Below are 12,415 nucleotides of genomic sequence, written 5' to 3' on the forward strand. Positions count from 1 at the left end.
ATTTCAAAGAGAGGAAAGCAATGGCAACGAGCCTGTCCTTCTATCGCCGCATTGAGGACCGCTACAACCTGGGAAACCAGATCCTAGAGTTCTATAACAAGCTGGTGGACGATCCCACGAACCCGTCGCTGCACGTGGAGCCCGTCAAGGATGCGGTGGATAAGCGCGTGCGCACAGCCCGCGTCAACCGCAAGTACCGCGCGGTGCTCTTCGAGCTGCACGATGGCAACGACACCATGTTCGTGCTCATTGACATCCTCAACCACGATGATGCCTATGCGCTCGCCACGTCGAAGACGCTCGTGGTCAATGAGGTCTCCGGCGTTCCGTCGCTCGTGGATGCCACGGCATCAGAGGCCTCGACGGCGATACCGCAGGCGGAGATTGAGTCGCGCGCCAAGCGCCTGGCGGCCGAACAGCGCGCTGCGGAAGCAGCGGCGAAAGCGGAGGCGGAAGCCGAGTCGAATGCTGAGCCTTCGGCAGATGCCGCAGCGGACGGTGAGGGAGTGCGGCCGTGGGATGCGGTGGGCGTCGCCAAGCATGAGCTCAGCGATGAGCTTGGTCTTTCCCCGCAGACGGTGGCGGTGCTGGAGCGCGCAGCCACGACGGAGGAAGCGTTGACGGCGCTGGCGGGCGCGCCTGAATGGGAACAAGATGCGGTGGTCGGGCTGCTGTCCGGGATGAGCGTTGCTGAGGTGCGCGAAGATTTGGGCTTGGCACAGTCCGCGGTGGCTGAGGCAAGCTCGGATAAGGCACTGGTGGAAGGCATCAAGTCCCCGGCGGGCCGCAGGGCCTTCGTCATCGACCCCGGCGAGGAAGAGCTGGCAGCCATCCTCGAGGGGTCCTTTGCCGAGTGGCGCGTCTTCCTCCACCCAAGCCAGAGCCGCGCGGTCGAAGCCGATCACACCGGCTCCGCGCGGATCACGGGTGGCGCCGGTACCGGCAAGACCGTGGTGGTGGTGCACCGCACGAAGTACCTGCTGCAGAAGAACCCGAAGGCGCGCGTCTTTTTGACCACCTACACGCGTGAGCTGGCCAACGCGCTTAAGGCGCAGATGAATGAGCTGTACCCGACGTTCCCGGAAGCTTCCGTGCATGGCGCGCCGGGGCTGTGGATCAGTGGCGTTGATGCGCTCGTCTTCGATGTGCTGGCGAACGCACAGGCAGCCGAGCGCGCCGCCGCGATGGCTGCGGTGCTCAACATTGATGGGGACTTTGTGCCCCGAGGCTTGGATGGTGTGGAGGAAAAGCGGCAGTGGCAGGAGGCCGCGGAGCTGAAAGGTGGCTCACTCCCGCGGGAGAAATCCCACCCGACGTTTTTGGCACAGGAGTACTCGGCGGTGATCCTCACGCAGGGGATCACGGATGAGAAGACCTACCTGCGTGCGCGGCGTACCGGGCGGGGGACTCCGCTCAACCGCGCTGAGCGCAAGGCGGTGTGGGCGATTGTGGAGTATTTCCACGCGGCGTGCGCGTCGATTGGGAAGCTGACGTATGCGGCTGCGGCGGTGGTGGCCGCGCACATCGTGGAGCACCGCACCGGCACTGAAGGCATGTTTGACCACGTGCTTATCGACGAAGCCCAGGACTTCCACGCCGGCCACTGGAAGTTCCTGCGTGCGGTGGCCAAGCGCGGGCCGAATGACATCTTCATTGCGGAGGATTCGCACCAGCGCATTTATGGCCAGCGGTTGGTGCTGCGTGATTATGGGATTGAAACCCGCGGCCGCGCCACCACGAAGCTGCGCGTGAATTACCGCACGACCCGGCAGAACCTGGGCTATGCCACGGCGATTCTGGACGGTGCCGAGTGGGTGGATTCGGAAGAGAATATCGACGATCTGCATGGCTACCGCTCGGTGCGCCAGGGTCCTGCGCCGGTTGTGGTGAATTCTGCGAGCAAGGCGGAGGAGGCTGAGTCCTTGGCCGCGCGCATCCGGGACTGGACGTCGGGGGATGAGGATGTCTCCATCGGTGTGCTCACCCGGACTAATGCCCGCAAGGATGAGATTGCCACGCAGTTGGGCGAGCTGGGCGTGGCGGTGAGCACTGGGCGGCGCACGTCCCGGGAGCGCCCGGTGGCGGTGATGACGATGCACAACGCCAAGGGCTTGGAGTTCACGCACGTGATCTTGCTCGACGTGAGTAGGGAGGCGTTGCCGCAGCGCTACCTGATGAAGGGGCTGGCGCCGGCCGAGGCCGACGAGGCCCTGCAGCGCGAACGGGCGTTGCTCTACGTGGCGGCCTCGCGCGCCCGCGATGTGCTCGTGGTGAGCGTGGTGGGGGAGGCCTCTGAGCTGTTGCCGGGGTAGGTCAGTCGGTTTTCTTCTTTCGCTAAAAGGAACTGCAACACAATCGCAGGAGACGTATGATGTCTTATGACTCAAGTGCGAAGGCGAATAGGAAGGTTCCCTAACATGAATGCAAGCACACAGTTTTTGCGCGGCGTTGTACCACCGCTGCTGACCCCGTTTAATGAGGACTACTCTGTTGACACCGATGCCCTCAAGCGCCAGGCTGAGAGGCTTATTAAGGCTGGCGTTCATGGACTGTTCGTTCTCGGTTCTTCAGGTGAGGTAGCTTTCCTCACTCGAGAGCAGCGCAAGGAAGTCATTGCAACGGTGGTGGAACAGGCTCAAGGGCGCGTTCCGGTCATTGCCGGCGTGATTGATATGACGACTCCGCGAGTAATCGAGCACATTGACGATGCCGTCGCGCTCGGGGTGCAAGGGTTAGTTGCTACTGCACCTTTTTATGTTCGTACTCATGATGTAGAAATTGCAGAGCACTTCCGACTTCTTCACGAAGCCGCGCCCGAGACTCCCATCTACGCGTACAACATTCCGGTCAGCGTTCACTCGGTGCTGGACATTGCCACTCTTGTTTCCCTCGCCAAGGAAGGCGTTATTGCTGGTGTCAAGGATTCTGGCGGCAATGATGGATACACGCGTGCTCTGATTAGTGCCCGCAACAAGGCTGGGGTGAAAGACTTCGTAGTGTTGACCGGCTCGGAAACTACGGTCGACTTTGCTTACCTGGCAGGTGCCGATGGCGTGGTACCTGGTCTGGGCAACGTGGACCCGGTTTCCTACGTGAAGTTGCATGAGCTACTGGTTGATGGAGCGTATGCGGAGGCTGCGGAATTGCAGTCTAAGATTTGTGACCTTTTCACCATCGTTGGTGTTGGTGATGGCACGCGCATGGGCGGAAGCTCGCAAGGCCTCGGCAGCTTCAAGGCAGCGCTTCACCACCTGGGCGTATTCCCGTCGGGGTTGATGTCCCGTCCGCATGTCGCTCTGAATGATGAGGAGCTGGCTAAGATTCATGAGATCGTCGATGCCGCTCAGGTGATCGAGCCCTAATTTCGCTGAACTACGACGAAACGAGTGAAGAGTGACTAGTACGCTGGCGCTTGATGTCGGTGCAACAAAGATTGGTTGGGGCTTCGTGTCTGATGAAGACCCAACGCAGGCAGTTGCGTTGGGAAAGATTCCTACCCAGCCGGCCGGGGCTTCGCCACAGGAGCAGATTAAGAAAGCCGTTCAGCTGGCGTTGGAGGAATCGGGCATTGCCCCGGCGCGAATCGGCATTGGCTCGCCAGGAGTGATTCAGGCACCTGAGGGACTCGTCACCTACAACGGGGACACCATTAAGAACTGGGCTGGTACCAACCTTCGTGAAGTCGCGAAAGAGGTTGTTGACCTCCCGTGTGCCGTTCATAACGATGTGCGAGTCTGGGCGTACGGAGAGCTGATGCTCGGAGCCGCGAGGGAGTTCCAGTCCGGCAGAGTCCTGTACCTTTCGTTGGGAACTGGTGTCGGTGGTGCGGTAAGCGATAACGGGAGTCTGCTCGGTGGACCTACCGGATCGGCCGGAGAGTTTTCGGAACTGTTGTGCGCTGATTTCCGGGGCTGTGCGGACCGCGCCGAAAACACTATGAGTGGCAATAGCTTGGCTGCGTATTATGAAGAATTTTCTATGAACCCGGCGAGCGAGCGGGTGCAGTGGAAGCAGCGAGATCAGTTAGCGCTTCCCCTCGAAAAGGTCGTGGAAAGAATGAACCAGGGAGATGAGCTCGCTTCCCGGATTATTCGAGGGAATTCCTATGGCCTCGGCCGCGCGGTGGCTGGTCTTGTTTCAGGGCTTGATCTCGATGCCGTTGTCTTAGGCGGCGGTGTGTGCCAGATTGGGGCCGCTGTGGAAGAACCATTCCGTCAGGCCATTGAGGATTTCGCGTTGAAGCCGAATCGCTCCGTTGCGATTCGGATTACTGAATCTCCGGCGACAGCACCGTTAGTAGGCGCAGCGGCTTTTGCTCGAGACAACGCTTTTTAGCACCGTTTATCTGCGGTATTTCCAGAAGAAGGCTCAGGTATATGTTTAGGTTTAAGAGTAGTGAACTGGCGGAACGCCGAGAAGAAGTTCACGACATGATTCGGAACTCGGTGATTGTCTCGGTGCAAGCGCCAGATGGTCACCCGATGCGCGATACTCACACCTTGACGCATGTCGCCCGTGCGTGTGTTGAGGGCGGAAGCCGCGCAATCCGGTGCGGCGGATATGGCGGCATCAAGGATGTCGAGGCAATCGCAGCCGCAGTAGATGTACCAGTTTTCGGCCTGACAAAGGAGGGGAGTGAGGGGGTTTATATCACTCCAACTGTAGAGTCCGTGCGCCGATTGGCTGAGGCGGGGGCAGCTGTTGTCTGTGCGGATGCTACGGATCGCCCTAGGCCTGATGGCTCAAGCTTTTCCGATCTTGTCGCCGAGTGCCACCGGTTGAATGTTTTGTCGATGGCTGACTGTTCTACCCCGGAAGAAATGCAGCGGGCGCACCAAGCGGGGGCGGATATCATTTCAACGACGCTGGCTGGCTATACAGAGTTCCGGAGCAAGACTGAAGGTCCGGATCTTGAATGCTTGGCAGAGGGACGACGGCTCTGCGGTGAGGATGCCTTTGTAATCGGCGAAGGAAGGTTTGCCTCGCGCGAGGATGTGGCTGCAGGAAAGCGCGCTGGCGCCGATGCAATCATCATTGGCACTGCCATCACAGATCCTGCCTGGATTACGCGGAGCTTCAATAGCTGACGCGGATTGTCACAGCGAAGTCAGCAGAGGCTCGTAATGCCTGAGTACAGACTCTTGATACTTCTTCAGGTCATTGTTCTGTAGAGCATCGACGATGTCTTGGTGCGCGCGAACCGTCCTGCTGAAGTCCTGTGGTTCTTCCAACTTGCGAAGTGGAATGACGTTCATGTGCACTTGCCAAAAGGCATCATTGAGCTCACGGATGATCGGGTTATCAATTTCGGAAAGCAGCACTTGGTGGAACTCCCGATCCTCTTCGGCAAAGTTTAGGCCCTGCTTCCGCTTGGCTGACATCTTTTCCACGATGATGCTCAACTGCTCTAGCTTCGAGGGGTCGAGTTTGGCTGTGATTTCTTGCCCGATAGCAAGATCAATCGCCTGCCGGATTTCCACTACATCACGAAGTGTTTCAAGGTTGTCATCAGCGTCGAGAGTCGCTCGAAAAATGAGTCCTTGAACTAGAGCTTTGAGGGACGTGCTGGAGACAAACGTTCCTGTTCCGTGCCTGACGTCGACGATATCTAGCGTCGTTAGGATTCTGATGGCCTCTCGGACAGAGGAGCGAGAGAAGCCAAGCTCTTCGCAGAGCTCTGATTCGGTTGGCAAAGTGTCCCCGGGCTTGAGGGCGTTGTCCCGAATGTATTGTTTGATGCCTTCTACAGCCTGCTGGGTGGTTGAGGCAGGGCGATGTGTGGCTTCACTGAATCCCCACGTTCCGGTGTGCACTGGTTAATCCCTCTTTTCTTTTCGATCTATCTTAAGCCTTCCACGTTGGCGGGGTACTTAAATGACGAGCGCTGCGGGGGAGTAGCACTCCGCTCTGACGATCAGGGGTAGACGGCTATATCTTAAATCCCTTCAAACATCAGACGTCTGATGTATTGTATCTTCTAACATGCTTTGTTGCACAGACAAATTAGAGAGTGATTTAGCTCTCTATGCCGAAAGCCCTGAAGGGAAGGTCAAATGCAATCATTCGGAACACTCAACTGGATAGTTCTGCTCCTCTATCTCCTGGGAATGCTTCTTGTCGGCGCTTATTTTGCGCGTAGGGCCGGCAGTGATCAGGACGAATTCTTCAAAGCGGGTGGCAGGATTCCTGGCTGGGCGGCAGGATTCTCAATCTATGCCACGACGCTGTCTGCCATCACGTTTATGTCCACTCCGGAAAAGGCGTATCTGACTGACTGGGCCTACTCGGCTGGTAACCTCGCTATTTTTGCCATTGTTCCAATTTTGATCGGTTACTATGTTCCGTTCTTCAGGAAGCTGGATGTCACGACGGCCTACGAATACCTCGAGGAGAGATTCTCCGTAGCCCTCCGAGTCCTCGGCTCGCTCCTCTTCGTTCTTTATCACGTCGGGCGCATCGCCATCGTTATCTATTTGCCAACATTGGCGATCACGTCGGTGGCAGATATCAACCCGCTGGTCGTCGCCGCGTTTGTAGGCGCTCTTTGTATTGTGTACACCTTCCTGGGAGGCATGGAAGGCGTGATTTGGTCTGATGTGATTCAGGGTATCCTGCTGCTGGCTGGCGCTGCAGCGGTAGTGCTGACGGCCATGGCCATGACTCCCGACGGATTTAGCGGTGCGGTGGTTAACGCCGCTGAAGAAGGAAAGTTCTACTCAGCGGACAACTTCACCACGAATGCAGTCTTCTCCTCGATACCATTCATCTTTATCGGAAATGTACTGAACAGTTTGCACCAGTACACCTCTTCTCAGGACGTCGTTCAGCGCTACCAAACGACTCCTACGATTCAAGCGACGAAGAAGTCTCTCATCGTCAACGGAATTCTGGCGCTGATAACTATTCCGCTGTTCTACGGGATGGGAACGGCTTTGTATAACTTCTACGAAGCGAAGGGTGGTCTGCCTGAGGGAGTCAACACTTCTGCTGTAGTGCCGTATTTCATTATTTCGGAGCTGCCTGCAGGCATTGCCGGACTCTTGATTGCTGCCATCTTGGCGGCTGCGCAATCGACAATATCTTCTTCGCTCAACTCGATTTCCGCGTGCGTTGTCGTGGATATCTATAACCGCTTCTCCCCGAAAGAAGCGTCGGTTACCTTCTCTCGCGTAGTCATCATTGCTGCCGGTACCTTCGGGTTGGCTGTTGCGTTGTATCTCATCATCACCAACCAATCTGACCTGTGGGACCTGTTCCTCGCGATTACCGGTCTTTTTGGAGTTCCGCTTACTGCGGTCTTTGTCTTGGGCATCTTTACAAAGTCCGCAAATTCCCATGGCGTTCTCATCGGGCTCATTTGCGGAGCGGTTGCTGCATACTTTGCTGGAAAGCTGGACCAGGGCCCATTCTTGGTTTCGATTGTCGCCTTCGTAGGAACTCTCGTTATTGGCTACATGGCATCGTTCGTCTTCCGGAAAGCTGATGAACACGACATCACAGGGTTGACCATCTATGGCAAGAACCTTGAGTACACGCGCCGTAGTACGGTATAAATCTGTTCTTTCACCGTGCTGAGGGGCAGGGCTAACTTACACCTCGGCGCGGTTATTAGCCTTCAATCAATAACAGATTCCTCGTGACCGGAGGAAATCCAAGTAGGTGGAGCAGTGAACCCCTAGTGCTGCGGCGGCGTCGGGAAGCTTTACTCTGTTGACTCTGCGCGGTTGGGGTTTCTCATCGGTAATGATTGAGAGGTCTCGGGCATGAGCAGAAGCCACGAGCCATGAATCGGCAGCGTCATTGAGAAATTCTTGTACTGCCGCTTCATCAAACCGAGGCTTGCGCTGGAAGGCTGCCCATTTGGATAAAAGACGGTATGACTCAATTTCAGCGTCGTCTACGTGCAAGATTTGGTCATGAGGGACGAAGTCTTGGAACCATGATGAAACAGAGTCTTGTCTCCGTTCCAGTTCTTCTTGCACAGTGTCATGGAAGAAAAACGTTTGAGTGGCCACGAAGGTTTCGAAAGAGCTCCAATAACTTGGAAACACGTCGCGAGGATAACTTCGAACCGCGTTGATAACAATATTGGAATCAATTAGGTAGCGCGTCATGGCAGCCCCTGGTAGCGATCCACCAAAGCCTCAATAGTGCTGATTTTTTTGATACCAAGCTGACGGGATGCTTCGCGTTCACCAATTCTGCCTTCAGCGAGCGCTCCAGTGACCGCTTCGAGAAAGAGCCCGCCCAAACGGGAGCGTAGGCCAAGAGTGAAGTCACCACCGCCAGACTGTTGCGTTGTCCTTGGACGTGGGGCTTCTTTGATGAAGCGCTGACCAGCTTCTCGGGGGAGCGCACCGTTGCCTACGAGCAGCCATACAGTGACGTCACGGCTGACCCCGAAAGTTTTGTATGCCCAATGGCACACCGCTTCTAAGTCTTTGGTTTCGGACCATTTTGTGAGCAAGTCCTTGGCAGAGACAAGAAATTCTGCAGCGAACTGATTGCACCAACGCTCGACAGCGCGCTGATTGAGAGAGTCGCCGGAAACACCTTGTTCGCCAAGAAGTACGTGGCCGAACTCGTGGGCCAAGCTAAACAATTTGCCCACTCCAGAATCACTGGTGTTGATGAAGATGAGGCCATAGGAATTCCGGATCAACGTAAAACCGCGGAACTCATCAGGATTGAGCTTGTGGTGGGTGTTATTGCCCACGATGGAGCTGCGCATAACCAAGATACCGGCGCGCTCAATAGCATCAGCCAGCGTTGCTACGCGGCTCCGGTTACGCTCATGCTTACCTGGAGCCCAATTCAGAAGAGTGCTTGACCAGTCGGCGGCCTTTTGCGGCGGCGTATCTGTAGAGAACCGACCGATAAAACTAGGCCCTGCAATACCGTTGGCGAGGGCATCCTCTGCATACCACTCTAAGCGTCGTTCACAGGCATAGATCGTCTGCTCAAGCGCAGGGCTGCATTCGGACAACGGAGTGCTCCCGTGAGTCCTAAAATCAGGAAGGCGAGGGGTGCGTTGGATGGGCTTTTCGAGTAGTAGATAGCCAAAAGGGATCCCAGCAAGTTTGGCCAGCTTCTGTGCTTGCCTGAATGTTGGGGTACTTTCACCTATTAGCCAAGAGCGCAAGGAGTGGAAGTCAGGCTTCTTTTCCAATTCATTGATGGGGAGCTGCGTTCTCTCAACTGCCCATTCAAGGACAGGCGGGGACATGGGGACGCGCACGGTCATAGCCCCTCCTATCGATGCATACTGCCCTGGTATTTGAGTGTTGGAAGCAAGTTTAGAGGATAAAACGAGCGTACGTACAGCATGGCTCCGGACGCTCACAACGGCTGACGCGCCCGTGAAGAGTGACAACCTCATCTTCACAGGCGCGCATCAGCGGTAGAAGGTGCGAGACTACCGCCCAAAGTTCTGCACGGCGTACAACCGGCCGTCGGGGGCGACGGTCAGGCCGATGCCCACGGACTTAGCGCGGGGGTCGAGCAGGTTCTTGCGGTGGCCGGGGGAATCCATCCACAGCTGTACCAGGCGGGCATCGGAGTAGTCGCTCCATGCCTGGAGGACGTTCTCACCACCAGCGGGCAGGCCGGCGGGATAGAAGGTCCAGTAGTTCGGGCGGTGGCGGGTCTGGCCATCGCGGCTCAAAGTATTGGCCCAATCCTGTGCCAGGTTGGTCAGGTTCGGATCAACGCGCAGCGGTGCGAGGCCATTGGCCACACGTTGCGCATTGGTTTGATTAATAAGGCCTTGAACGCTGGCTGCAGCGTGGGGAGCCGGGGCTACCGGGCCGGCAACGGACGGCATGGTGAAGCCGAAGTCAGCCGGGTTGAATGCACCGAAGGAACTACCAGCCTGAGCAGGAGTATTGATGGAACCGGCGAAGAGTGCTGCAACGGCAGCAACCGGGGCGACGATCTTTGTGGCTTTATGTCCGAATGGGAGGCGGAACATGGCGGGCACCTCTTTCTGCTTCAGGTGTTAAGTGGAGGCTTTTTCGACCTCGTACCGAGCGGTACTTTCACTTAAAATTAAAGCTCTTTGGGGTGCTCGAAATCCACTTGACCAGCAGTTTTAAGGTTTGTCTGTGAGTTTATGCACCTTGGCGTGGCGGGTTTAAGTTTCTTTTGGGTTTGCCGCCCTGAAGGCTTGAAATTGCATAGTTTTCTTTAGAAACAATGGGCGTCGGGGGTGGCATTTGGGGGTGGCTTCTTAGGTTGATGGAAAGCCTTCTCAAGAAAGTGCTGGTGACGTGTCAACTATTCTCAAAAACTCAGGAAATTCTTCAAAAATCCCTGGGTTAAGGCTGGGAAAGTATAGTTTGCGCTTATTAGCTCGTGAAGAATCCGGGCGGGAGAAAAACGTCGAAAAGCATGGCAATGAGCAGGAAGAAGGGCAATTGGGGCCCACCGTTAGAAGGTGAAAGATTAAGAAAAGTAATGCAACTATTAATGAAGCCTATTGCCATGGTGGGGGTCGGCTGCCCACGCATTGCTAGGCTCGTGCGCCATGGCCCTCTTTGACGCGCCGCTGCTTTTCGACGGCGGCCTTGGAACCCACCTCGAGGCCCTGGGGTACGACATCTCGGGCCCGCTGTGGTCGGCGCGCGTGCTGCGTGAGACCCCTGCCCTCATCGAATCTGCCCATGCGGACTTCTTTGCCGCCGGTGCCCAGGTTGCCACCACGGCCTCCTATCAAATCACCTTCGATGTGCTGGGCGGGGAGGCGGAGTCTCTTTTGCACCGCAGCGTCACGGTAGCAAGTGACGCCGCCCGCAAGGCCGGCGACAGACATGCTGCCCACGGTGATCTATTGGTTGCCGCATCCGTTGGCCCCTATGGAGCAGGTCCGGGCCGGGGCAACGAGTACGACGGTGCCTATGGTCTTTCGGCGCACGAATTGCGCCGCTGGCATGCCCGCAGGGTAGAGGTGCTCGCGGACACGGAGGCCGACTTCCTCCTTGCAGAAACCATCCCGAATGTCGATGAGGCCGCGGTGCTTCTGGAGCTGCTCTCGGCCCAGCCCAAGCCCTTTGCGTTGAGCATCACCGGCGCCATCGCGGCCGACCCGACGAAGCTCTCGCAGGTGATCGCGCTGGCCAACCAGACACCGCGGCTGGGGGCCGTGGGTGTGAATTGTGTGCGCCCACCGCAGGTATGGGCGGTGGTGAAGGCATTGCGTGCTGGAACGGATAAGCCGCTTTTAGCATGTCCCAACAGTGGAGAGATCTGGGACCACGGCGCCCGCGACTGGCGTCCTGCTCCTGCCGGTGCGATGGGCTTGACTGAGGCGGCAGCCGAGATGCGCGCGGCTGGGGTCGGCCTTCTGGGCGGCTGCTGCCGCGTGGGGCCCGCTGGGATTCGGCAGCTGCATCGATCGATCCGCTTCGACGGCAAATAGAAAACGCCGCGACAATCCTCGGGTCAGAGGATAGAGTGTTCCTATGAAAAAGTTTCCTTTACTCGCCGCATCCGCTGCACTTCTCATCACAACGCTGTCCGTGCCCGCCGCCAACGCCGAGCTGACCCAGACTGAGCGGGATCAGTTCCGCACCGATCCCGTCGGGGCAGTTGCATGGCAGGCCATCAAAGGCTCCTCAGAGTACGTGCGCGCCGATGGCAACACCATGATGGCCGCATCCTTCTTCTCCATGACTATGCCGGGGCAGAGCATCGGCATGCCTGCTCTTGAGAATTGTGCAGAGCGCGTCGGCTCCTCCGCGCCGGAGGGCGGCGTGCGCTACGTGGCGGCGGCTTTGTGTGCCACCTTTGATCCGAATGCCCGCGGCGAGGTGCAGCGCGGCGACTTTGGCTACGGGCCACTGGGCTAAGCCTCGCTGTGGTCAGCCGCGCTACGTCACGTAATGCCTAGCGCGTAGGATCGGGTGCTGTCTTAAGGAGGATTGATGCGCAAGCACGTGGTGATCATGGGAGTCTCGAGCTGCGGCAAATCGACGGTCGGGGAGTTGCTGGCGCAGCGCACCGGCCTGCCCTTCCGGGATGGGGACGATATGCACCCGGCAGCGAACATCGAGAAGATGGCCTCGGGGCAGGCGCTTGACGACGATGACCGGAAACCCTGGCTCGAATCCATCGGGCGCTTTCTAGCCGAGCAGGAATCCGGGGCCATCGTGGGCTGTTCCGCGCTCAAGCATTCCTACCGCGACATCATCCGCGCCGCAGCACCCGATACGGTCTTTATCCACCTGCATGGCTCCTATGAATTGCTCAAGGAACGCATGAGCCGGCGGACCGGACACTTCATGCCCGTGTCCTTACTGGATTCGCAGTTCGAGACTCTGGAGGAACTGCGGTCGGAGGAAGCAGGGCTGGTGCTCGACGTTAGCGCCACGCCGGAGGAGCTGGCCGCCGCGGCGGCCGAGTACCTGCAGGCCTAGAC

At 57.6% G+C, this 12,415-nt stretch carries 12 protein-coding genes; 8 read left to right on the forward strand and 4 right to left on the reverse strand.

All coding sequences use genetic code 11. The annotated features are described in order from the left end of the window. The first annotated feature begins 20 nt into the window (after positions 1 to 20). The 4 genes from R3O64_RS03065 to R3O64_RS03080 all read left to right on the forward strand — a co-directional run bounded on the left by R3O64_RS03065 (position 21) and on the right by R3O64_RS03080 (position 5,087). The gene (locus tag R3O64_RS03065) at positions 21 to 2,312 is read left to right on the forward strand and encodes a 3'-5' exonuclease (protein ID WP_339017267.1); all 2,292 of its coding nucleotides are present in this window, start codon (positions 21 to 23) and stop codon (positions 2,310 to 2,312) included. A gap of 105 nt (positions 2,313 to 2,417) precedes the next feature. Then, positions 2,418 to 3,362 carry a dihydrodipicolinate synthase family protein gene (locus R3O64_RS03070; RefSeq protein WP_339017268.1) on the forward strand — a complete coding sequence of 315 codons (945 nt, stop codon included), beginning with the start codon at positions 2,418 to 2,420 and terminating at the stop codon, positions 3,360 to 3,362. A gap of 31 nt (positions 3,363 to 3,393) precedes the next feature. Continuing rightward, positions 3,394 to 4,335 carry an ROK family protein gene (locus tag R3O64_RS03075; RefSeq protein ID WP_339017269.1) on the forward strand — a complete coding sequence of 314 codons (942 nt, stop codon included), beginning with the start codon at positions 3,394 to 3,396 and terminating at the stop codon, positions 4,333 to 4,335. Positions 4,336 to 4,376: 41 nt separating this feature from the next. Beyond that, on the forward strand, positions 4,377 to 5,087 hold the full coding sequence (locus R3O64_RS03080) for an N-acetylmannosamine-6-phosphate 2-epimerase (protein WP_339017270.1): 711 nt from the start codon (positions 4,377 to 4,379) through the stop codon (positions 5,085 to 5,087). A gap of 9 nt (positions 5,088 to 5,096) precedes the next feature. Here R3O64_RS03080 and R3O64_RS03085 read toward each other — a convergent pair whose 3' ends face one another. Further along, positions 5,097 to 5,813: a FadR/GntR family transcriptional regulator gene (locus tag R3O64_RS03085; RefSeq protein ID WP_070523448.1), complete on the reverse strand. Its 717-nt coding sequence runs from the start codon at positions 5,811 to 5,813 to the stop codon at positions 5,097 to 5,099. Positions 5,814 to 6,053: 240 nt separating this feature from the next. Here R3O64_RS03085 and R3O64_RS03090 point away from each other — a divergent pair, with 240 nt between their 5' ends. Beyond that, entirely contained in the window at positions 6,054 to 7,553 is a 1,500-nt protein-coding gene (locus R3O64_RS03090) for a sodium:solute symporter (RefSeq protein WP_339017271.1), read from the forward strand. Between the two features lie 66 nt (positions 7,554 to 7,619). Here R3O64_RS03090 and R3O64_RS03095 read toward each other — a convergent pair whose 3' ends face one another. The 3 genes from R3O64_RS03095 to R3O64_RS03105 all read right to left on the reverse strand — a co-directional run bounded on the left by R3O64_RS03095 (position 7,620) and on the right by R3O64_RS03105 (position 9,970). Then, entirely contained in the window at positions 7,620 to 8,114 is a 495-nt protein-coding gene (locus tag R3O64_RS03095; RefSeq protein WP_339017272.1) for a DUF4411 family protein, read from the reverse strand. Continuing rightward, positions 8,111 to 9,244, reverse strand: a complete 1,134-nt coding sequence (locus R3O64_RS03100; protein WP_339017273.1) for an ImmA/IrrE family metallo-endopeptidase — start codon at positions 9,242 to 9,244, stop codon at positions 8,111 to 8,113. Before R3O64_RS03100 ends, R3O64_RS03095 begins: the two co-directional genes overlap by 4 nt. Positions 9,245 to 9,415: 171 nt before the next feature. After that, on the reverse strand, positions 9,416 to 9,970 hold the full coding sequence (locus R3O64_RS03105) for a CAP domain-containing protein (RefSeq protein ID WP_339017274.1): 555 nt from the start codon (positions 9,968 to 9,970) through the stop codon (positions 9,416 to 9,418). A 555-nt stretch (positions 9,971 to 10,525) separates the two neighbouring features. Between R3O64_RS03105 and mmuM the strand changes: the two genes are divergently transcribed. The 3 genes from mmuM (at position 10,526) to R3O64_RS03120 (ending at position 12,413) form a co-directional block, all read left to right on the forward strand. Further along, the gene (gene mmuM / locus R3O64_RS03110; RefSeq protein ID WP_339017275.1) at positions 10,526 to 11,416 is read left to right on the forward strand and encodes a homocysteine S-methyltransferase; all 891 of its coding nucleotides are present in this window, start codon (positions 10,526 to 10,528) and stop codon (positions 11,414 to 11,416) included. A gap of 43 nt (positions 11,417 to 11,459) precedes the next feature. Beyond that, the gene (locus R3O64_RS03115) at positions 11,460 to 11,846 is read left to right on the forward strand and encodes a hypothetical protein (RefSeq protein WP_070684690.1); all 387 of its coding nucleotides are present in this window, start codon (positions 11,460 to 11,462) and stop codon (positions 11,844 to 11,846) included. Between the two features lie 75 nt (positions 11,847 to 11,921). Beyond that, a complete protein-coding gene (locus R3O64_RS03120) occupies positions 11,922 to 12,413 on the forward strand; it encodes a gluconokinase (protein ID WP_339017276.1) in 492 nt (163 codons plus the stop codon). Positions 12,414 to 12,415: the final 2 nt, after the last annotated feature.

This window comes from Corynebacterium hesseae (assembly GCF_037850265.1).
In the GTDB taxonomy this organism is placed as follows: Bacteria; Actinomycetota; Actinomycetes; order Mycobacteriales; family Mycobacteriaceae; genus Corynebacterium; species Corynebacterium hesseae.

What these genes read in the sequence shown, in the direction of transcription:
- R3O64_RS03100 (WP_339017273.1), bottom strand. Translation starts at nt 9,244, where the DNA reads ATGACCGTGCGCGTCCCCATGTCCCCGCCTGTCCTTGAATGGGCAGTT.
- mmuM (WP_339017275.1), top strand. Translation starts at nt 10,526, where the DNA reads ATGGCCCTCTTTGACGCGCCGCTGCTTTTCGACGGCGGCCTTGGAACC.
- R3O64_RS03070 (WP_339017268.1), top strand. Translation starts at nt 2,418, where the DNA reads ATGAATGCAAGCACACAGTTTTTGCGCGGCGTTGTACCACCGCTGCTG.
- R3O64_RS03065 (WP_339017267.1), top strand. Translation starts at nt 21, where the DNA reads ATGGCAACGAGCCTGTCCTTCTATCGCCGCATTGAGGACCGCTACAAC.
- R3O64_RS03095 (WP_339017272.1), bottom strand. Translation starts at nt 8,114, where the DNA reads ATGACGCGCTACCTAATTGATTCCAATATTGTTATCAACGCGGTTCGA.
- R3O64_RS03105 (WP_339017274.1), bottom strand. Translation starts at nt 9,970, where the DNA reads ATGTTCCGCCTCCCATTCGGACATAAAGCCACAAAGATCGTCGCCCCG.
- R3O64_RS03120 (WP_339017276.1), top strand. Translation starts at nt 11,922, where the DNA reads ATGCGCAAGCACGTGGTGATCATGGGAGTCTCGAGCTGCGGCAAATCG.
- R3O64_RS03080 (WP_339017270.1), top strand. Translation starts at nt 4,377, where the DNA reads ATGTTTAGGTTTAAGAGTAGTGAACTGGCGGAACGCCGAGAAGAAGTT.
- R3O64_RS03115 (WP_070684690.1), top strand. Translation starts at nt 11,460, where the DNA reads ATGAAAAAGTTTCCTTTACTCGCCGCATCCGCTGCACTTCTCATCACA.
- R3O64_RS03090 (WP_339017271.1), top strand. Translation starts at nt 6,054, where the DNA reads ATGCAATCATTCGGAACACTCAACTGGATAGTTCTGCTCCTCTATCTC.